Genomic DNA, 20,637 nt, shown 5'->3' on the forward strand with positions numbered 1-20,637 from the left:
TCCCACTGGACGGGACCGGGCGGTGGGGCGGCGTTTCCCGTTGAGCGAGATGCCTGTCCACGCGCGGGGGTGATCGCCCTACCCTCCGACAGATGACGAACGAGGTCCTGAGATCGATCCGCGGCCTGCTGCCGATGATCGCGGAATGCGCGGACAAGGTCGACGAGTCGCGGCGGGTGTCCGAACAGGTGATCCGTGAGCTCGGCGACGCCGGATTGTTCAAGATGCTGCAGCCCAGGCGGTACGGCGGCACGGAAAGCAACCCGGTGCACTTCTACGAGGTGGTGCGCGCCGTGTCCGGTGTGTGCGGCTCGACGGGCTGGCTGGCGTCCGTGCTCGGGGTGCACCCGTGGCACCTGGCCCTGTTCGACGACCGCGCGCAAAATGACGTGTGGGGCCACGACGATTCGGTGCTCGTGTCGTCCGCCTACGCACCCGTCGGGCGGCTCGTCCCCGTCGAGGGCGGCTACCGGCTGACGGGGGACTGGCATTTCTCCTCGGGCTGCGAGCACGCGTCGTGGGCGCTGCTCGGCGCGATGGTGGTCGGGACCGAGGGCCGCCCGGTCGATTTCATGACCGCGCTGGTGCCGCGGTCGGACTACCGCATCCACGACGTGTGGGACGTGGTGGGGATGCGCGGCACGGCCAGCAACGAGATCAGTGCCGAGGACGTGTTCGTTCCCGACTACCGGATCAAGAGGAATTACGAGACGGCGCAACTGCGCGGACCCGGACAGAAGGTGAACCGGGGACCGCTGTACCGGCTGCCGTTCGCCACACTCTTCACGACCGCCGTCGCGGCGCCCGGGGTCGGAGTCGTCGCGGGATGCTACGAACGCTATCTGACGTTCATGCGGGAACGAGTGCGGCTCAGCCTCGGTGGCGGAAGATTCGTCGACGACCAGTTCGCCCAGGTCGCGGTGGCCCGGGCGTCGTCCGAGATCGACGCCGCGATACTGCAGATGGATCGCAACGTGCGTGAACTGTGGGAACTGGCGGAGGCCGGTGAGGAACTCCCCATGGGACTGCGCCTGCGGGTGCGCCGCGATCAGGTTCGCGCGACCGAGCGAGCCCTCGCCGCGATCGACCTGCTGTTCAAGACCGCCGGCGGAAGTTCGCTGTCGCGCGGCAACGCGATCGAACGGTCGTGGCGCGACGCCCACGCGGGCAGCGTGCACGTGGCCAACGAGCCCGAACGCGCCCTCGCCCTGTTCGGCAGGGGCGCGTTCGGACTCCCGGTGGAGGACAACCTCGTGTAGTCAGCTCCGCATGTGCTGAACTGCCCGGTAGGAGAAGACCATCGCGGTGCCGAGCGGCACTCCGGGACCGGGATAGAACCGGCCGCTGAGCGATGCGCTGGTGTTGCCCGCCGCATACAGTCCGTCGATGGGCGTGCCGTCGGCGCGCAGGACCCGGGCGTCGGCGTCGGTCCGGACCCCGCCCTTGGTGCCGAGATCGCTGAGCACGATGCGGGCCGCGTGGAACGGGCCCTGCGACACCGGGCTCAGTGCCGGGTTCGGTGGCGCGTCCGCACCCGTGCCCGGAGGGCAGAAGAAGTTGTCGTACGGGTCCTCTCCCCGATGGAAGGCCTCGTCGACGCCGTGTTTGGCGAAGTCGTTGAACTGTTCGACGGTGCGGCGCAGTGCGTCTGCGGGGACGCCGATCTTCTCCGCGAGTTCCTCGATCGTGTCGGCCGAGACCCAGGTGCCCGCCGCGTGATGCTTCTCGGCGGAGATGTTCGGAATGGAGATGGCAGGCAACACGGGCCCGCCCTCCTTCGAGTCGAACACGAGATACGAACTGCTGCTGCCGTGCTCGATCATCGCTCGGCCGAACTGGTCGTACGGCAGCGATTCGTTGAGGTACCGCTCTCCGGACGTGTCGACGAGAATGCCGCCGCGCACGCCCACCATGAAAGCGCCGGAGCCGTCCGGAAGTTCGACCCCGGGGCACCACCACGCCTCGTCGAGGAGCGCGGTGTCCGCGCCGATCTCCACCGCCGCCCGCAGGAGGTCGCCGGTGTTCGCGCCGCGCGGGCCCATGCTCCAGGCCGCCCGGCCCGGTGTTCCGTTGTCGGTGCGCAGGGCCGCGTTGCCCTCGATTCCGCCTGCCGCGAGCAGCACGCCGCGCGTCGCCCGGATCCGGACGGTCTCACCGGCGGCGTTCGTCGCCTCGACGCCGACGACCCGGCCGTCCTCGACGATCAGCGAGCGCGCGGCGGTCTCGGTGCGCAGTTCCGCGTGCCCGGTGCCGTGCAGAGCCATGAGAAGGCGGCCGATCAGGGCGCGGCCACCGTTCAGTGTGCCCTCCGGATGCGGTTCCCCGGCCCGGTCGACGTCGGCCTCGGGCCGGATGACCTCGCGCAGGTCCCCGATCTCGTCGCTCGGCAGGTCGAGGGGGTTGATCGCGCGACCGTAGTCCATCCGGCCGGGTGCCCTGTAGTAGTCGGGGAACGCGCGCCACTCGAACTCGATGTGGGGATCGCGTTCGAGAAGGTCGACGACGTCGGGCGCGGTGGCGACGTACGCCTCCTGACGGTCGATCTCCTCGTCGCCCACCACTGCGCGCAGATACGTGCGCGCCTTGTCCGTGGAGTCGCCGATGCCGGCGCGCTCCTGCACGGCGGTGCCCGGCAGCCACACCGCGGCGCCGGAGTACGCGGACGTGCCGCCGAACAGTGGGGTCTTCTCGAGGACGAGGGTGCGCAATCCCTGCGAAGCGGCCGTGTATGCGCCGGTCAGCGCGCCGCCCCCCGAACCGACCACCAGCACGTCGCACTCGGTTGTCCAGTCCTGCATCGTCGTTTCCTCCGTTGATGGTCTGTGGAGACTGGCGGTCCAGTCGTGGGGTTCACGCAATCGCATCCGGGCGACCTGCGGCACGCGCGGTCCCACTCACCGGACGAAATTCGATGGTTTCCCGATCCGATGCGAGAATCGACACCGGATCCGGGGCTGTGCGGAGTGAAGGGGGATCGAGGGTGCCGAGAATCGCCGAAGTGCGGGATGCTGCCGAACCGAGTTCGGAGGAACAGCGGGCCCGCCACGTCCGCATGCTCGAGGCCGCCATCGAACTGGCCACCGAGAAGGAACTCGCCCGGGTCCAGATGCACGAGGTGGCCAAACGTGCCGGCGTCGCGATCGGGACGCTGTACCGGTACTTTCCGTCGAAGACGCATCTGTTCGTCGCGGTGATGGTCGATCAGATCGACCGGATGGGTGCCGGGTTCAAGAAGAGTGCGCCCCCTGGCGAATCGCCGCAGGATGCGGTGTACAACGTGCTGGTCCGCGCCACCCGCGGGCTGTTGCGCCGGCCCGCATTGTCCACCGCGATGATCCAGTCCACGAGCACCGCCAACGTCGCGTCCGTGCCGGACGCGGGGAAGGTCGACCGGGCATTCCGGCAGATCATGCTGGACGCCGCCGGGATCGAACATCCGACGGAGGAAGACCTCACGGCGCTGCGCCTGCTGGTGCAGCTGTGGTTCGGCGTCATCCAGTCCTGCCTCAACGGCCGAGTCTCGATTCCCGATGCCGAGTCCGACATCCGTAGGGCGTGTGACCTGCTGCTGGTCAACCTGTCGCATCGCTGACAGATCGCCGGCGTCGGGCCGCCTCCCCGCCGACCTCGAAGTGAAATTCATTCCCGACTCCTAAGCTGTGCGGAGAACTATTTCGCATGGCGAAGGGCATTGATGTCTCCTCAAGAATAGAATACATTTCAAAAATGAGCCGCGGACGCGTCCGCGTGCCGGAAGAACTCAAGGAGCGGAACATGGGCAATGCCGTCATCGTCGACGCGGCACGGACACCGATCGGGCGCCGGCGCGGGGCACTGTCCGGACTGCACCCGACCGAACTACTCGGCGCCGCACAGCGGGGTGTCCTCGAACGGGCCGGTGTCGCCCCGGCGGACATCGGGCAGATCGTCGGCGGATGCGTCACCCAGGCCGGTGAGCAGTCCAACAACGTGACCCGGCAGGCCTGGCTGCACACGGGACTGCCGTACGCGACGGCGGCCACGTCGCTCGACTGCGCCTGCGGATCTTCCCAGCAGGCCGTACACGTCGTGGCGGGTCTCATCGCGTCCGGCCAGATCTCCGCCGGAATCGGGTGCGGTGTCGAGGCGATGAGCCGGGTGTTCCTCGGCCAGGCCGTCACGCCGGAGACCGGCAACCCCTACCCCGACGACTGGGCGATCGATATGGGCGACCAGTTCACGTCCGCCCAGCGGATCGCCGACCTCCGCGGGCTCGGGCGCGGCGACGTCGACGCGTTCGGGCTCGAGTCGCAGCGACGCGCCGCCCAGGCCTGGGCGAACGGACGGTTCGACCGCGAGATCGTTCCCGTCACCGCTCCCGTTGTGGACAAGTCCGGCGCACCCACCGGTGAACTTGCGGTGGTCACCCGGGACGGGGGACTGCGCGAGACGACCGCGGAGGCCCTGTCGGCTCTGAAGCCCGTGATCGACGGCCACATCCACACCGCGGGCAACTCGTCCCAGATCAGCGACGGCGCCGCCGCCGTCCTGCTCATGGACGGCGACCGTGCCCGCGAACTCGGATTGCGGCCGCGCGCGAGGATTCTCGCGTCCGGCATGGTCGGCTCCGACCCGTACTACCACCTCGACGGGCCGGTCGAGTCGACGCGGATGGTCCTCGAGCGCGCCGGAATGTCTTTGGGCGACATCGATCTCGTCGAGATCAACGAGGCGTTCGCGTCCGTCGTGCTGTCGTGGGCGCAGGTGCACGGAGCCGACATGTCGAAGGTGAACGTCAACGGCGGGGCCATCGCACTCGGCCATCCGGTGGGCTCCACCGGGGCCCGGCTGATCACGACCGCCCTGCACGAACTGGAGCGATCCGACACCTCCACCGCGCTGGTCACGATGTGCGCCGGTGGCGCGCTGTCCACCGCAACCATCATCGAACGCATCTGACCCCGAACGATCGACGAGGCCGACATGACAATGGGATTGACCGAAGAAGAGCGCGACCTGCGCGACTCGGTGCGGGGCTGGGCCACACGGACCGTGACCCCGGCCGTGCTCCGGGAGGCCGTCGAGGCCAAGACCGAGCAACGACCGCTGTTCTGGAAGTCGTTGGCGGAACTGGGCGTACTGGGACTCCACCTGCCCGAGGATGTGGGCGGGGCGGGGTGTGGGTTGGTGGAACTGGCAGTGGTCGCCGAGGAACTGGGCCGGGTCCTGCTGCCCGGTCCCTTCCTCCCGACCGTGCTGCTCGGCGCCGTCCTGCACGAGTCCGGGCGCACGGGTGAGCTCCCCGGGCTGGCCGACGGTTCGGCCCTCGGCGCGGTGGCCCTGCAGCCGGGTTCGCTGCGTCTCGTCCGGGACGGCGGAGTGGTGACGCTGGACGGCGAGTCCGGGTACGTCCTCGGCGGGCAGGTGGGCGACCTGTTCCTGCTCGCGGCGAGAGACGGCGACGAGACCGTGTTCGTGGCGCTCACCCGCGACCGGCTCGACGTGACCGACCTGCCCAGCCACGACGTGGTGCGCCGCAACGCGACCGCTTCGGTGAACGCCCTCGAGATCGCCGAAGCCGATGTCCTGCAGATCGATTCGCAGCGCGTTCTCGATCTGGCGGCCACCTTGTTCGCCGCCGAGGCCTCGGGTGTCGCCGACTGGGCGGTCACCACCGCCGCCGACTACGCCAAGGTGCGCCACCAGTTCGGCCGCCCCATCGGCCAGTTCCAGGGTGTGAAACACCGGGTGGCCCGCATGCTCTGCCTCGCCGAACAGGCCCGCGTCTGTGCGTGGGACGCGGCCCGTGCGATGAATCCCGGCAGCAGTGCCAGGGCCGCGACGGCTGCGCCGCGCTGCAGTGCGGCGGAGGCGTCACTCGCGGCCGCGGTCGCCGGAGCCACCGCACCCGACGCGGCGTTCGCCGTCACCAAGGACTGCATCCAGGTGCTCGGGGGAATCGGCTACACCTGGGAACACGACGCCCACCTGTACCTTCGCCGGGCGCAGTCGCTGCGGATCCTGCTCGGGTCCACGGCATCGTGGCGGCGGCGCGTGGCCCGCGCGACCCTGGGCGGGGCCCGCCGGGTGCTCGGCATCGACCTGCCTCCGGACGCCGAGGGCATCCGCGCCGACGTGCTCGCGGAACTCACGGACGCGGCCGCATTGGACGAGCCGGAGCGCAGGACGTACCTGGCCGAGAAGGGCTACACGGCACCGCACCTCCCCGCGCCGTGGGGCAGGGGAGCGGGCGCCGTGGAACAACTGGTGATCGCGGAGGAACTGCGCGCGGCCGCGCTGAAACCCCACGACATGATCATCGGCAACTGGGTGGTGCCCACGCTCATCGCGCACGGCAGCGACGAACAGTTGCGGCGCTTCGTGCCCCCGTCGCTGCGCGGCGACCTGGTCTGGTGCCAGCTGTTCTCCGAACCCGGCGCCGGATCGGACCTCGCCGGCCTGACCACCCGGGCCACCAAGGTGGACGGCGGCTGGGTGCTGCGGGGGCAGAAGGTGTGGACGTCGATGGCCCGGGACGCGGATTGGGGTATCTGCCTCGCCCGCACAGATGCCTCGGCGCCCAAACACAAGGGGGTGTCGTACTTCCTGATCGACATGAGGGGCAGCGACGGCCTCGACATCCGGCCGCTGCGCGAGATCACCGGCGAGGCACTGTTCAACGAGGTGTTCCTCGACGACGTGTTCGTCCCGGACGAACTCCTCGTGGGCGAACCGGGCGACGGCTGGAAGCTCGCCCGCACGACCCTCGCCAACGAACGGGTATCGCTGTCGCACGACTCCTCGCTGGGCTCCGGCGGCGAGGCTCTGCTGACCCTGGCCGGCGAACTGCCCGTCGGCATCGACGACGAGCAGCTGACCGTGCTCGGCAAGGTCCTCTGCGACGCACAGTCCGGCGGCCTGATGGGGCTGCGCACCACCCTGCGCTCGATCGCGGGCGGGCAACCGGGCGCCGAGTCGTCGGTCGCGAAACTGCTCGGCGTCGAACACATCCAGCAGGTGTGGGAGGTGGCGATGGACTGGGCCGGACCGCGCGCCCTGCTCGGCGACCGGCCCCGCACCTCCGCTACGCAGATGTTCCTGAACTCGCAGTGCATGTCGATCGCGGGCGGCACCACCAACGTCCAGCTCAACATCATCGGCGAACGACTGCTGGGTCTGCCGCGTGATCCCGCGCCCCGGAAAGGGAGCGTGACCTGACGTGGCGATCGACGTGAAGGCCGCGCTGACCGCGGAACCGGCCGTGCGTGACGTGGCGTGGACAGAGCGTGACGTGATGCTCTACCACCTCGGACTCGGCGCCGGCGGGAACGCCCAGGACCCCGCGGAACTGCGCTGGGTGTACGAGAAGGACTTGCTGGTGCTGCCGACGTTCGCGCTCGTCGCGGGGCAGGGAATCTCGGCCGGCGACGCACCGGTGGCCGGGCTGAGCCTGCCCGGTATCGACATCGACCTCCGCAAGATCCTGCACGGCGGACAGTCGCTCACCGTGCACGCGCCCATTCCTCCGTCAGGTGGGGCCCGGGTGTCCTCGCGGGTGGCGGACGTGTGGGACAAGGGCAAGGCCGCCGTCATCGTGCTCGAACAGACGGCCACCGACTCGGGCGGGAACCCGTTGTGGACCACGGGGATGCAGATCTGGGCCCGCGATGAGGGCGGGTTCGGCGGCTCCCCGGGGCCCGAGTCGGTGGCCACGGTGCCGGCCCGCGAACCCGACAAGGTGCTGGTGTCGCGCACCGGGACGGCGCAGGCCCTGCTCTACCGGCTCAGCGGCGACCTCAACCCGCTGCACGCGGACCCCGAATTCGCGGCCGCGGCCGGGTTCGAAAGGCCGATCCTGCACGGGCTCGCGTCGTACGGTGTGGTGTGCAAGGCCGTCGTCGACGGGATGCTGGACGGCGATCCCACGCGACTGCGCCACTACGCAGTGCGGTTCGCGGGCTCGCTGTACCCGGGCGAGACCGTCGAGACCGCGGTCTGGCACGACGGCGACCGGCTGACCCTGCGCGCGACGTGCCCCGACCGTGAGGGGCAACCGGTCCTGACCCAGGCGACGATGGAGGTGAGCGGATGAGCGTCGGTACGCACCCCACGTTCGAGAACAGCCGGTCGGGAACGGTGCTGACGTCACCGCCCGACGGTTCCGCCGTCGACCGGGCGACCGAGGCCGCCCGGCGCGTGGTCGACGCGCTGCTGCGGACCGATCGCGGCAACGCCAACCTCGACCGCGTCGCGGAAGAGTTGAACAGCATCGCCGGGCACCTCGAGGAACACGCGCCCGCCGTCGCCGAGCGGCTGATCGACATGTGGAACGGGGAGGGCGTCACCCGGCACGATCCCGTCACCGGTCCCGAGAACGCGCTCGCACCGCCTGTGGTCCTCGAGGGGCTGTCCGACGGATCGGTCCGGGGCACCGTCACGCTGACCATCCCGTACCAGGGGCCGCCCGGGCACGTCCACGGCGGCGTGTCCGCGCTCCTGCTCGACCACGTCCTCGGCGTCGCCAACGCCTGGGGTGGAAAAGCCGGCATGACAGCGCAGTTGAGCACCCGCTACCACCGCCCGACGCCACTGTTCGAACCACTCACCCTGACCGGGAAGCTGATGTCGGTCGACGGCCGCAAGATCACCACCGTCGGCGACATCCGGACCGCGGACGGCGAGGTGTGCGTCTCGGTCGAGGGACTGTTCGTCGACAAGACCGTGCCCCGCCCACGATGACCCCGATCAGGAGCAGACAATGATCAGGAACAGACAATGACCTCACCCGACCGTTTCGAGAACAAGGTCGTCTTCGTCACCGGCGCGGCACGCGGGCAGGGCCGCGCCGAGGCCGTCCGGTTCGCGTCCGAGGGCGCCGACGTCATCGCGATCGACGCCTGCACCGAATTCGCGTCCACCGCCTATCCCGGCGCCACCCGGGACGACCTGGCCGAGACGGTCCGGCTCGTCGAATCCACCGGCCGGCGGATCGTCGCCTCCACCGCGGACGTGCGCGATTTCGACGGACTCTCGCGCGCCCTCGCCGACGGCATCGAGCAGTTGGGCCGCCTCGACGTCGTGATCGCGAACGCGGGCATCTGCTCGGGGGCGTTGTCGTGGGAGATCACCGCCGAGCAGTGGCAGGAGACGGTCGACGTCAACCTCACGGGAACGTTCCACACCGCGAAGGCGGCGGTTCCGTATCTGATCGAACAGGGGGAGGGCGGCGCCGTCGTCTTCACGAGTTCGGTGTCCGGGCTGAAGGGCACCCCGTTCACCGGGCACTACGTCGCCACCAAGCACGGCATCACCGGGCTCGCCAAGACGATGGCGAACGAACTCGGTGAGCACCGCATCCGTGTCAACACAGTGCACCCGGCGGGCGTGGACACCGGCATGAAGGTGCGCGACCTGCACCCGCTCATCGCCCGGTACGCGTCGACGCTCGGCTCCATCTACCAGAACTCACTGCCCTACCGCATCACCCAGCCGGAGGACGTCGCCGCCGTCGTCGCCTGGGTGTGTTCCGACGAGGCGAAATACATCACCGGGGCGCAGATTCCCGTCGACCTCGGCAACCTCATTCGCTGAGGTTCGCCGTCTGTGTTCGCCGAATGTCACAGTGGTGCAGTTCGCCTGCACCACTGTGACATTCGGAGCTCAGCTGCCGGTGTCAGACGGTGATGTCCCGGCGGACCATCTTGCCGGTCGCATTGCGGGGCAACAGGTCCGTGGTGATCCGCCAGCGGGTCGGGACCTTGAAATACGACAGGCGATCCGCGGCGTACTCGCGCAGTTCCGCCTCGGTGGTCACGGCACCCGGTCGCAACACCACGACAGCCGCCACCTCCTGACCCAGATCCTCGTGGGGCGTCCCGATCACCGCGCACTCGAGCACGTCGGGGTGTTCGTCGAGGCACTGCTCGATCTCGGTGGGGTACACGTTCTCCCCGCCGCGCAGAATAAGATCCGAGCGACGTCCGGTCAGCCGCAGGCGACCGTTCTCGACGAGTCCGTAGTCGCCGGTCCGGAGCCACCGGCCCGGGGCGATCGCCGCAGCGGTGGCGGCCTCGTCCTCCCAGTAGCCGAGCATCACGAACGGGCTGCGCACGCACACCTCGCCCTCGACGCCGTCGGGCAGCCACTCCCCGTACGGATCGCGGATCTCCATGCTCACCGTGATGATCGGACGTCCCAGAGTCCCCGGGAACTGCTCGAGTTCGGGGGCGGTGGCGACGGCGATCGCGGTACTGCACTCGGTGAGTCCGTAGCTGTCCACGAGGGCGTTCCGCGCGAACGGCACCTTCTCGCGCAGCCGTTCCTTGAACGCCACCGACGACGGTGCGGACGCCAGCGAGAACGACGTGAGCGACGACAGGTCGTACTTGTCGAGGTCGTCGTGCTCGACCAGACGGGACGCCATCGTGGGCACCGCTCCCCAGTTGGTGACCCGTTCCCGCTCGACGAGGCGGAGCACGGCGTCCACGTCGAATCCGCCCTGGTGCATGACGACCGCGCCGCCCGTCGCCAGCCGCGGAATCACAAGATTGTGCAGGCTCGCGATGTGGAACAGGGGAGAGGTCAGGAGGTAGCGAAGCGGACTCGGCATCGCAGGGTCGACGGGTCGTCCACTGAATTCGCCGACCACGGCGTCGCTGAACCGGTGGTAGTCGACGACGGCCAGAATGTTGCGCTGCGAGTGCAGCGCTCCCTTGGGTCTGCCGCTCGTGCCGCTGGTGTAGAGGATGGCGGCGGGATCGTCCTCGTCGACGTCGGTGTGCGGCATCGGGGACCCTGCGTACTTCGCGAAGATCGCGGGCAGATCCGCCTCCATTGTGAGGACCGGAAGGTCGGTGCCGACCGCGGCGAGCGTCTCGGCGCGCTTCGCGTCGGCGATCACCACAGTGGGGCGACTGTGCGTCAGCCCGTACTCGACCTCCCGCGGAACCCACCAGCCGTTCAGTCCGACGCTGATGGCGCCGAGCACCTGCGTGGCCCAGAACGCGACCACCCACTCGGGGGTGTTCGCGGCCAGGATCGCCACCCGGTCACCCTTCCGGACGCCGTGGTCCTCGCGCAGCGCCGTCGCCAGGGCCGCGACCGCGGCGGCGTGCTCCGTGTAGGACATCCGGCGGTCGGCGGTCACGAGGTAGTCGCGGTCGCCCCACCGGAGCGACGTGGTGAGGAGTTCGCCCACCGAGCGCCCGCGGTTCTTCATCACCGGCATCCGGGTGCCGAGTACCGGCTCCTCGACGAGTTCGAACCAGCCACCGGGTCCGGTGAGACGGGACATCACCTGATCCAGGTGCAACTGTGGATCTGTAGGGGCAGTCATCGGGGCGACCTTTCGTCCTCGGGCACTCGTACCGACACAAGATGGCACGCCGTGACGGGCGCCCGGACGTGGTTACCACTCAGCGAGACTGCCGCGATCCGCGACATCCCGGCGCCGTTACGTTCGACAGCGAATCGCAGCTGGAGGAACTCATATGACGATAGATCTCGACCCGCCCACAGTGAAGGTCGACCCGCTCGCCCCGGCCACACTCGGGCCGATCACCCTGCGCAATCGCGTGATCAAGGCAGCGACGTACGAGGGCCTGACCCCGAAGGGGATGGTCACCGACGAGCTCATCGAATTCCATCGGCAACCCGCCGCAGGGGGCGTCGGTATGACGACGGTCGCGTACTGCGCCGTCGCCCCCGACGGCCGGACGTCGCCGGGCCAGATCCAATGGACCGACGAGACGATGCCGGGCCTGCGGAAGCTGACCGACGCCATCCACGCCGAGGGTGCGGCAGTGTCTGCGCAGATCGGCCACGCGGGACCGGTCGCGGCTGCGAAGTACATCGGATCTCCGGCCTTGGGCCCGTCCCGTGCGTTCCGGATGACCACCCAGAACTTCTCCAAGCCGGCGTCTGCGGCAGATATCGCCCGGATCGTCGAGGCACACGCCGACGCGGCTCGCCGCGCGGTGGAGTCGGGGTTCGACGCCGTGGAGATCCATTTCGGCCACAACTATCTGATCAGCTCCTTTCTCAGCCCGAAGGTCAACAAGCGCACGGACGAGTACGGCGGATCCCTGGCGAACCGCGCCCGGTTCGCGCTCGAGACCGCACGCGCCGTACGCGACGCGGTGGGGGACAGGATCGCGATCCTCGCCAAACTGAACATGGACGACGGTGTGCCCGGGGGCTTCTGGGTGGACGAGGCCATCCAGGTGGCGCAATGGCTCGAACAGGACGGTTCGCTGGACGCGCTCGAGCTCACCGCGGGCAGTTCCCTGCTGAACCCGATGTACCTGTTCAAGGGCGACGCGCCGCTCCGTGAGTTCGCCGCCGTCATGCCGCAGCCGACGAAACTGGGAATCCGGTTGGTCGGCAAGCACTTCCTGAAGGAATACCCCTACCGCGACGCCTACCTCCTCGAGGACGCCCGCCAGATCAGAGCCGCCGTGACGATGCCGCTCGTCCTACTCGGTGGCATCACCGGCAAGGCGACCATGGACCTGGCGATGGCGGAAGGATTCCAGTTCGTGGCCGTCGCACGGGCACTCCTGCGGGAACCCGACCTCGTCAACCGGATCACGGAGGAGACCCACAACCCCGGTCTGTGCATTCACTGCAACAAGTGCATGACGGCCATCTACGGTGGCACCCACTGCGTGCTCCGCGTGCCGTGAGCGTGCATACCGTGTCGACAGGAGAGATGGAGTTGGAACGCACCACGATCGCCGAGATGCTGCTGGACCGGCTGGGTGACGACAGACTGGGAGTCCGTACCCGGGAACAGGATTGGACCTGGGACGAGGTGGTACGCGAGGGTGCGGCCCGCGGGGCCGTCGCGTCCTCGCTGCGGCGCGACCGACCGTTCCACGTCGGAGTCCTGCTCGAGAACACCCCCGAGTTCCTGTTCTGGCTGGGCGGCGCCGCGCTCGCCGGCGCCACCGTGGTCGGCATCAATCCGACCCGTCGCGGGGCGGAACTCGAGGCCGAGATCCGGTACGTCGACTGCCAGCTGATCGTCACGGACACCGCAGGGAAGGCGCAGCTCGCCGGTCTCGACCTCGGGCTGTCCGACGACCGGTTTCTGCTGGTCGACGATCCGGCCTACACCGAACTCGTCGCGTCCCATGCCGTCGAGAGTCCGGCCTGGGAGCCCGGGATCGACGCGTCGACGCTGTTCCTTCTGCTGTTCACGTCCGGCACCACCGGCACGTCGAAAGCGGTGCGGTGCAGTCAGGGCCGGCTCGCCCGGCTGGCGTACGCGAACACCGTCAAGTACGGGCACGTGCGCGAGGACGTCGACTACTGCTGCATGCCGCTGTTCCACGGCAACGCGCTGATGGCGCTGTGGGCGCCCGCACTCGCGAACGGCGCCACCGTCTGCCTGCCGCGCAAGTTCTCCGCGTCCGGATTCCTGCCCGACGTCCGGTTCTTCGGCGCCACATTCTTCACCTACGTCGGCAAGGCGCTGGCGTACCTGATGGCCACACCGGAGCAACCCGACGACCGTGACAACACTCTCGTCCGCGGTTTCGGGACCGAGGCGTCCCCGGAGGACAAGACCGAATTCGTCCGCCGGTTCGGCGCCGAACTGTACGAAGGGTACGGCTCGAGCGAAGGCGCCGGTTCGGTGACGCTCGACCCCGACGCCCCCGAGGGTGCGCTCGGCAGACCCGCGAACGAGAACATCGTCATCGTCGACCCCGACACCCGCGCGGAGAAGGCCCGGGCGCGGCTCGACGGGCACGGTCGCGTGCTCAACCCGGACGAGGCGATCGGCGAAATGGTCGACAAGGCCGGCGCGGCGCGATTCGAGGGCTACTACAAGAACGAGGACGCGATCGCGGACCGCATCCGGCACGGCTGGTACTGGACGGGCGACCTCGGGTACGTCGACGAGGCCGGCTTCATCTACTTCGCCGGCCGGAAGGGCGACTGGATCCGCGTGGACGGGGAGAACAGCTCGGCGTTGATGGTGGAGCGCATTCTGCGCCGCCACCCGAAAGTGGTCGCCACCGGCGTGTACGCCGTCCCCGACCCGCGGTCGGGCGATCAGGTGATGGCGGCCGTCGAGGTGTCGGACCGCACCGATTTCGATCCGGCGGAGTTCGCCGCCTTCCTCGGCAGACAGGACGACCTCGGCACGAAGGCGGCACCCCGCTTCGTCCGGGTGTCGACGAACCTGCCGGTGACGGGATCGAACAAGGTGCTCAAACGAATGCTGCAGGAACAGCGCTGGCGTTGCGACGATCCGGTCTTCCGGTGGGTGGGACGCGGTGTTCCCGAATACCACCAGATGACCGACAGTGAGAAGGCCGCGCTGGAGCAGGAGTTCCACACGCACGGCCGGCAACGATTCCTGCACGTGTGACGGTGAGGGTGACATGAAACTGGGTGTGGTGGTTCCCGTCGAGCTGGGACGGGCGGGCGAGCCCGACTGGATACTCGAATTCGCGAGGGCTGCGGAATCACTCGGATTCGACGAGATCTCCGCCGTCGAGCACTCGGTCGTCATCGCGGACACGGCGAGTGCCTATCCGTACTCGCCCACCGGCAAGTCGCACCTACCGGACGACTGCAGCCTGCCGGACCCGCTGGAACTGCTGTCGTTCGTCGCCGGCGCCACGACGACCCTCGGACTCGCGACGGGCGTGCTGGTCCTGCCCAACCACCATCCGGTGGTGCTGGCGAAGCGTCTCGCCACTCTGGACCGGCTGTCCGCGGGACGCCTCCGTGTCTGCCTCGGTCTCGGCTGGATGCGTGAGGAGATCGAGGCCTGCGGAGGTGATTTCGACCGGCGCGGCGCGGTCGCCGACGAGGCGATCGCGGTGATGCGGGCGCTGTGGTCGGGTACCGGCGCCGTCGACTTCGCGGGTGAACACTTCTCCTTCCGCGGCGCCCAGAGCTGGCCCAAACCCCACCGGAATTCGGGAGTGCCGCTCTACATCGGCGGTCACAGCCCAGCGGCCGCACGGCGGGCAGGGCGGCTGGGCAACGGATTCCAGCCGCTCGGCCTGGCCGGCGACGACCTGGACCGGGCGATCGCCCGGATGCGGGCTGCGGCAGCGGACGCCGGCCGCGATCCCGCCGACGTCGACCTCGTGCTGGGGGCGACGCTGCCGCGGCTGGACGAGGCCAAGCTCGACCGGTCCCGGGACCTGGGTGCGAGTCGGCTCGTGCTGTCGGCGTCCCGATACGCGCAGTCCCTCGGCCAGGTCATCGACGAGATGGCCGCCTGCTCGGCGCGGTTGGGCCTCAGTCCGGCACGGTGACCGGCACGTCCTCGCTGAAGTCGACGATCAGTTCGCGCCGGGAGAACTGCCAGCCGGTGTCGCCGAGCACGTACCGGTCGTGGTAGCGCAACGCGATCCGGTTGTCGCGGAAGCCGTTTCGGCCGGCGTAGACATGGTGCGCCGTGCAGTACGTCTCGCCCGACGCCGTCGACCCGTCCACGTCGATCACCTGCTGGTGAACGACGTGACGGGTGGATTGCAGATGCGAGACCGCGTCCACGACGGCGCCCGCGAGCACCGCGTTGCCGCGGAGTTCGCTCGCCGCACCGGTGCCCGTCAGCGCCGGGGGAAGGACGAACGTCGCGTCGGTGTCGAACAGCGCCGCGAGCGTTGCCGCCTCGCGCCGGTCGACGGCCCGCGCGTAGCGGGCGGTGAGTTCGGTGACAGCGAATCCGGTGGCCATCCGACCATTCCAGCGGACATGCGGCACCGGCGACAACCACCTCCCGCTCACCGAGACATCGGCACCGAGGCGTGGGAGTGCTGGTTAGCGTCCAGAACACCCGTGGCGACAGCCACGCACAGGCTCGAGGAGGACGCCGATGAATCTGAGGGAATCGCCCGCGCAGCGGGAACTCCGGCGGGAGTTGCGCGCCTACTTCGCGGCGCTGCTGCCGGAGGAGACGCGGCGGATCGCGGGTGAGGAAGGTGTGGGCGGAGAACACTTCCGCGATATCGTGCGGCTGCTGGGCAAGGACGGCTGGCTGGGTGTCGGCTGGCCGGTAGAGTACGGCGGGCAGGGACGGTCGATCGAAGACCAGTTCGTGTTCTTCGACGAGGTGCAACGGGCCGGGTTGCCGTTCCCGTTCGTCACCGTCAACACGGTCGGCCCCACCTTGATGAAGTACGGCACCGAGGAGCAGAAGGCGCGGTTCCTTCCGGGCATCCTGGCCGGCGACATCGTCTTCGCCATCGGGTACACCGAACCGGAAGCCGGTACCGACCTCGCGTCGCTGCAGACCCGGGCCGTGCGCGACGGGGACACCTGGGTTGTCGACGGCAACAAGATCTTCACCAGTGGCGCCAACACGGCCGACTATGTGTGGCTGGCGTGCCGCACCGATGCGGACGCACCCAAGCACAAGGGCATCTCGATCCTCATCGTCCCCACCGACGATCCCGGCTTCGGCTGGTCGCCGATCCACACCGTGGGCGGGCTGACGGTCACGTCGACCTACTACACCGGGATCCGGGTCGGCGATCAGGACGTCGTGGGTGACGTCGACGGTGGCTGGCAGCTGATCACCGCTCAGCTCAATCACGAACGCATCGGGCTCGCCGCGCTCGGCGGACGCACGCTCGGCCTGTGGCAACAGGTCCTCGACTGGGCCGGACGGAACGGTGCACTCGACATCCCGTGGGTGCAGATGGACTTCGCGCGCACTCACGCGAAGCTCGAGGCGATGCGACTGCTGAACTGGAAGATGACCGCCGCGGTCGCGCGGGATGCGTTGTCGGGTGCCGACGCCGGTGCCACCAAGACGTACGGCACCGAAACCCACGTCGACGTCTATCGCACGCTGCTCGGGATCCTCGGTGCCGCCGGACGGCTGCGTCCGGGCTCGCCGGGCGCGATTCTCGCCGGCCAGATCGAACAGATCTCCCGGCAGAGCGTGGTGAACACGTTCGGCGGCGGCGTCAACGAGGTGCTCCGCGACATGGTCGGCACCCTCGGCCTCGGACTCGCCCGCGAGAAGAGGGTGAAATGAGCGAACTCCTCACCCGGCTGCGCGCCTTCGAGGGACGGACGATCGTCCCGGCCATCTGGGGTCCCGACCCGGTGAACACTCCCATGATCCGGCACTGGGCCGAGGCGATGGGTGACACGAGCCCGGTCTACCTCGACGACGACGCCGCACGCGCCACCGGCCGCGGCGGCGCCGTCGCGCCTGCGCAGATGCTGCAGGTGTGGACGATGCGCACATTCGCCGACAAGATGTCCGGCGCCGACCCGTCACCCGTCTGGACGGAACTGATCGCCACACTCGACGAGGCGGGATTCACGTCCGTCGTCGCCACCGATTCCGACCAGGAATTCTTCGCAGAACTGCGTCCCGGCGACCGGGTGAGCACGACCGAGGTCGTCGAGTCCGTCTCCGCGGAGAAACGGACAGGTCTCGGCGCAGGACATTTCGTCACCACCCTCAAGACGTACCGCAACGGTGACGGCGAGATCGTCGGCACCCAGCGGTGGCGGACACTCCGATTCCGGCCCGCCGAACGCCCGGCCACGCGCGCGCTGCGCCCGCGGCCCGCCCTCGACGACGACAACGCGTTCTGGTTCGCGGCCGCCCGCGAGCACCGCCTCGTCATCCAGCGGTGCACGAACTGCGGTGTGCTGAGGCACCCGACCGGACCGATGTGCGGAGAGTGCCGCTCCACCGAATGGGACACCGTCGACGCGTCGGGGCGGGGCACCGTCTACACGTTCGTCGTCAACCACCACCCGAAGATCGACGCCTTCGACTACCCACTGATCGTCGCGGTGATCGAACTCGCGGAGGGCACCCGCCTGATCGCCAACATGACGGGTGTCGAACCCGAACACGTGCACATCGGAATGCCCGTGGAACTGGACTGGATCGACGCAGACCCGCAACTCACACTTCCCGCATTCCGGCCCGCAGTATCGGAGGAACACTGATGGACTTCACATTCGGCGAGGAGCAGGAAGCGGTCCGCGGACTGGCCGCGGACGTGTTCGCCGCCAGGTCGCGACCCGAGCGGATCACGGACGTCGAGTCGGGCGCCGACCGGATCGACCGGGAACTGTGGCGCGAACTGGCCACCACCGGGCTGCTGGGCATCGCCCTGCCCGAGAACCTCGGCGGCGGCGGCATGGGACTCGCCGAACTGTACGTCCTGCTCGAGGAGCAGGGCCGGACCGTGGCGCCGGTTCCGTTGTGGCCGCACGTGCTCGGCGCGCTCGCGATCGCCGAGTTCGGGACGCCGGACCAACGTGACGCGCTGATCCCCGCGGCGGCAGACGGCAGCCTGATCCTCACGGTCGGACTGGAGGAGTTCGGACCGTACGTCGCGGGCGAACCGGCGACGACGGCACGCGAGGTGGACGGCCGGTGGCAGGTCCACGGTGCCAAGGCCGCGGTCCCCGTGGCGCACCTCGCCGAACACCTCCTCGTCTCCGCGACCACACACAGCGGTCCGGCGCTGTTCCTGGTGCACCCGGAGGCCGCGGGCGTGACTGCGCAGCAGGCGGAGTCGACCACCCACGAGATCTGCGCGAACGTCGCGTTCGACGCGGCCCCCGCGGAACCGGTCGGCCCGGCGGACGGTACCGCGGTGCGGTGGCTGCTCGAACGAGCGGAACTGGCGGTCGCCGCCCTGCAACTGGGCGTGGGGGAGGGCGCGGTGCGTCAGGCCGTCACGTACCTCAACGGACGCACCCAGTTCGGCCGCCCGCTCGCGACGTTCCAGGCCGTCACCCATCAGCTCGCGGACTGCTACATCGACCTCGAGGCCATGCGGGTGACACTGTGGCAGGCCGTCTGGCTCCTCGCGAGCGGGGAAGATCCGGGAACCGCTGTGCTGGTCGCGAAATGGTGGGCGACCGACGGCGGACAGCGGGTCGTCCACCGCACCCAGCACGTGCACGGCGGAATCGGCGTCGACACCGACTACCCGGTGCACCGGCACCTGCTGTGGGGCAAGCAGCTCGCCGCCACCCTCGGCGGAGCCGGCTCCGACCTGGCACGTCTGGGCGCGCAGCTGGCGGCCGGGGTCGAGGTGGTCGCATGACCGCCACCGTCGGCACCACGACCTACGACGCCGTCACGGTCGGCGATCGGCTGCCGGAGTTGGTGATACCGCTGACCCGCACCCTGATCGTCGCCACCGCCCTCGCCACCCGCGACTTCCAGGACGTCCACCACGATCCGGCGCTCGCGGTGGAGCGGGGGTCGAAGGACGTGTTCATGAACATCCTCACCACCAACGGGCTGGTGGGACGGTTCGTCACCGACTGGGCGGGGCCGCACGCGTCGCTGCGCCGGATCGCGGTGCGGCTCGGTGCCCCCAACTACCCCGGCGACGAGATGACCCTGACCGGTGAGGTGGTCGCGAAGGACGACGGCCTCGTCACCGTGAATATCCGCGGCGCGAACAGCCTCGGTGATCACGCCACCGGCACCGTCGTCGTCGCGTGGACCGCGGGAGGGAACCGATGACCAGCCCCCTGTCGGGCGCCGCCGCCATCGTCGGCATCGGCGCCACCGAATTCTCCAAGCACTCGGGACGAAGCGAACTGCAACTGGCGTGCGAGGCGATCGTCGCCGCACTCGCCGACGCGGGCATCGACCCGTCCGAGGTCGACGGACTGTCCACGTACACCGCCGAGACGAACGGTGAGGTCCTCGTCGCCCGCAATACGGGCATCGGCGAGCTGAAGTTCTTCTCCCGCATCGGGTACGGCGGCGGCGCCGCGTGCGCCACTGTCCAGCAGGCGGCGATGGCCGTGGCGACGGGCATCGCCGACGTCGTCGTCTGCTACCGCGCCTTCAACGAACGGTCCGGTGTGCGCTACGGACTCGGGCAGCACGACCGACCGATGGACAGCACCGCGGACCGGGCGGCGTACGCCTGGCTGACCCCGCAGGGATTGTCGACGCCCGCCCAGTGGGTGGCGATGTTCGCCCGCCGGTACATGCATCGGTACGGCGCCACGAGTGAGGACTTCGGCCGGATCGCGGTCGTCGCACGCAAGCACGCCGCCGGCAACCCGGCCGCCTGGTTCCACGGGCGGCCCATCACCCTCGACGACCACCAGAAGTCGCGGTGGATCGCCGAACCGCTGCACCTGCTGGACTGCTGCCAGGAAACCGACGGCGGCCAGGCCCTCGTCGTCGTCTCCGCCGAACGCGCCAAGGACCTCCGCACCACCCCGGCGATCGTCAAGGCCGCCGCGCAGGGCTCCGGCAAGGACCAGCACATGATGGCCAGCTACTACCGGCCCGACATCACCGGAATACCCGAAATGGGCCTCGTGGGCAGGCAACTCTACCGGCAGAGCGGTCTCGCGCCCGACGACATCTCGGCGGCGATCCTCTACGACCACTTCACCCCGCTCGTCCTCCCGCAACTCGAGGAACTGGGTTTCTGCGATCCCGGCGAGGCGAAGGACTTCATCCGGGACGGCAACCTCGAGGTCGGCGGCCGACTCCCGGCGAACACCCACGGCGGCCAGATCGGTGAGGCCTATCTGCACGGCGTCAACGGCATCGCCGAGGCAGTTCGCCTGATCCGCGGAACGTCGACGACACAACCGGACGGCATCGGCAACGTGCTGGTGACCGCGGGCACCGCCGTGCCCACCAGCGGCCTGATCCTGGGCAGAGAGGACTGA

Annotated in this window: 18 protein-coding genes; 15 read left to right on the forward strand and 3 right to left on the reverse strand. The window is 69.3% G+C overall.

The genetic code is table 11. The features are described 5' to 3' along the window. Positions 1-92: 92 nt before the first annotated feature. Positions 93-1,259, forward strand: a complete 1,167-nt coding sequence (gene hsaA, locus FND50_RS11375) for a 3-hydroxy-9,10-secoandrosta-1,3,5(10)-triene-9,17-dione monooxygenase oxygenase subunit (RefSeq protein WP_144285841.1) — start codon at positions 93-95, stop codon at positions 1,257-1,259. On the opposite strand, the gene FND50_RS11380 is transcribed toward hsaA, so the two are convergent. Then, complete coding sequence (locus FND50_RS11380) at positions 1,260-2,798, reverse strand: FAD-dependent oxidoreductase (RefSeq protein ID WP_144285842.1); 1,539 nt, start codon at positions 2,796-2,798, stop codon at positions 1,260-1,262. Between the two features lie 182 nt (positions 2,799-2,980). On the opposite strand from FND50_RS11380, the gene FND50_RS11385 reads away from it, so the two are divergent. From FND50_RS11385 to FND50_RS11410, 6 genes are all read left to right on the forward strand, one after another. After that, positions 2,981-3,592, forward strand: coding sequence for a TetR family transcriptional regulator (locus FND50_RS11385; RefSeq protein ID WP_005238914.1), 612 nt, complete (start codon positions 2,981-2,983; stop codon positions 3,590-3,592). Positions 3,593-3,774: 182 nt separating this feature from the next. Further along, positions 3,775-4,938, forward strand: a complete 1,164-nt coding sequence (locus tag FND50_RS11390; RefSeq protein ID WP_144289030.1) for a steroid 3-ketoacyl-CoA thiolase — start codon at positions 3,775-3,777, stop codon at positions 4,936-4,938. 24 nt (positions 4,939-4,962) lie between these two features. Further along, positions 4,963-7,197: an acyl-CoA dehydrogenase gene (locus FND50_RS11395; protein WP_144285843.1), complete on the forward strand. Its 2,235-nt coding sequence runs from the start codon at positions 4,963-4,965 to the stop codon at positions 7,195-7,197. A 1-nt stretch (position 7,198) separates the two neighbouring features. Next, the gene (locus FND50_RS11400) at positions 7,199-8,071 is read left to right on the forward strand and encodes a MaoC/PaaZ C-terminal domain-containing protein (RefSeq protein WP_144285844.1); all 873 of its coding nucleotides are present in this window, start codon (positions 7,199-7,201) and stop codon (positions 8,069-8,071) included. After that, the gene (locus FND50_RS11405; RefSeq protein WP_144285845.1) at positions 8,068-8,718 is read left to right on the forward strand and encodes a PaaI family thioesterase; all 651 of its coding nucleotides are present in this window, start codon (positions 8,068-8,070) and stop codon (positions 8,716-8,718) included. The genes FND50_RS11400 and FND50_RS11405 overlap by 4 nt, the downstream gene beginning before the upstream one ends. Positions 8,719-8,754: 36 nt before the next feature. Then, positions 8,755-9,570: a mycofactocin-coupled SDR family oxidoreductase gene (locus FND50_RS11410; protein ID WP_144285846.1), complete on the forward strand. Its 816-nt coding sequence runs from the start codon at positions 8,755-8,757 to the stop codon at positions 9,568-9,570. Positions 9,571-9,652: 82 nt separating this feature from the next. Here FND50_RS11410 and FND50_RS11415 read toward each other — a convergent pair whose 3' ends face one another. Continuing rightward, positions 9,653-11,314, reverse strand: a complete 1,662-nt coding sequence (locus tag FND50_RS11415; protein ID WP_144285847.1) for a class I adenylate-forming enzyme family protein — start codon at positions 11,312-11,314, stop codon at positions 9,653-9,655. 154 nt (positions 11,315-11,468) lie between these two features. Here FND50_RS11415 and FND50_RS11420 point away from each other — a divergent pair, with 154 nt between their 5' ends. From FND50_RS11420 to FND50_RS11430, 3 genes are read left to right on the forward strand one after another with little or no spacing between them, the layout of a single operon-like run. Next, positions 11,469-12,662 carry an NADH:flavin oxidoreductase gene (locus tag FND50_RS11420; protein WP_144285848.1) on the forward strand — a complete coding sequence of 398 codons (1,194 nt, stop codon included), beginning with the start codon at positions 11,469-11,471 and terminating at the stop codon, positions 12,660-12,662. A gap of 26 nt (positions 12,663-12,688) precedes the next feature. Further along, positions 12,689-14,356: an AMP-binding protein gene (locus FND50_RS11425; protein ID WP_144289031.1), complete on the forward strand. Its 1,668-nt coding sequence runs from the start codon at positions 12,689-12,691 to the stop codon at positions 14,354-14,356. Between the two features lie 13 nt (positions 14,357-14,369). Continuing rightward, positions 14,370-15,257 carry an LLM class F420-dependent oxidoreductase gene (locus tag FND50_RS11430; RefSeq protein ID WP_144285849.1) on the forward strand — a complete coding sequence of 296 codons (888 nt, stop codon included), beginning with the start codon at positions 14,370-14,372 and terminating at the stop codon, positions 15,255-15,257. Here the strand turns inward: FND50_RS11430 and FND50_RS11435 are convergent. Beyond that, positions 15,241-15,681: a nuclear transport factor 2 family protein gene (locus FND50_RS11435; protein ID WP_144285850.1), complete on the reverse strand. Its 441-nt coding sequence runs from the start codon at positions 15,679-15,681 to the stop codon at positions 15,241-15,243. The genes FND50_RS11430 and FND50_RS11435 overlap by 17 nt on opposite strands. A gap of 139 nt (positions 15,682-15,820) precedes the next feature. On the opposite strand from FND50_RS11435, the gene FND50_RS11440 reads away from it, so the two are divergent. Genes FND50_RS11440 through FND50_RS11460 form a run of 5 tightly spaced genes read left to right on the forward strand, consistent with a single transcriptional unit; the run spans position 15,821 to position 20,637 of the window. Beyond that, positions 15,821-16,987: an acyl-CoA dehydrogenase family protein gene (locus FND50_RS11440; RefSeq protein WP_144285851.1), complete on the forward strand. Its 1,167-nt coding sequence runs from the start codon at positions 15,821-15,823 to the stop codon at positions 16,985-16,987. Continuing rightward, the gene (locus FND50_RS11445; protein ID WP_144285852.1) at positions 16,984-17,922 is read left to right on the forward strand and encodes a bifunctional MaoC family dehydratase N-terminal/OB-fold nucleic acid binding domain-containing protein; all 939 of its coding nucleotides are present in this window, start codon (positions 16,984-16,986) and stop codon (positions 17,920-17,922) included. The genes FND50_RS11440 and FND50_RS11445 overlap by 4 nt, the downstream gene beginning before the upstream one ends. After that, entirely contained in the window at positions 17,922-19,034 is a 1,113-nt protein-coding gene (locus FND50_RS11450; protein WP_144285853.1) for an acyl-CoA dehydrogenase family protein, read from the forward strand. The genes FND50_RS11445 and FND50_RS11450 overlap by 1 nt, the downstream gene beginning before the upstream one ends. Then, complete coding sequence (locus FND50_RS11455; RefSeq protein WP_144285854.1) at positions 19,031-19,462, forward strand: MaoC family dehydratase; 432 nt, start codon at positions 19,031-19,033, stop codon at positions 19,460-19,462. Before FND50_RS11450 ends, FND50_RS11455 begins: the two co-directional genes overlap by 4 nt. Then, positions 19,459-20,637, forward strand: a complete 1,179-nt coding sequence (locus FND50_RS11460; protein ID WP_144285855.1) for a lipid-transfer protein — start codon at positions 19,459-19,461, stop codon at positions 20,635-20,637. Before FND50_RS11455 ends, FND50_RS11460 begins: the two co-directional genes overlap by 4 nt.

Origin of the sequence: Rhodococcus sp. WB9 (assembly GCF_007558985.1) — a bacterium.
Taxonomy (GTDB): Bacteria; Actinomycetota; Actinomycetes; order Mycobacteriales; family Mycobacteriaceae; genus Rhodococcus_F; species Rhodococcus_F opacus.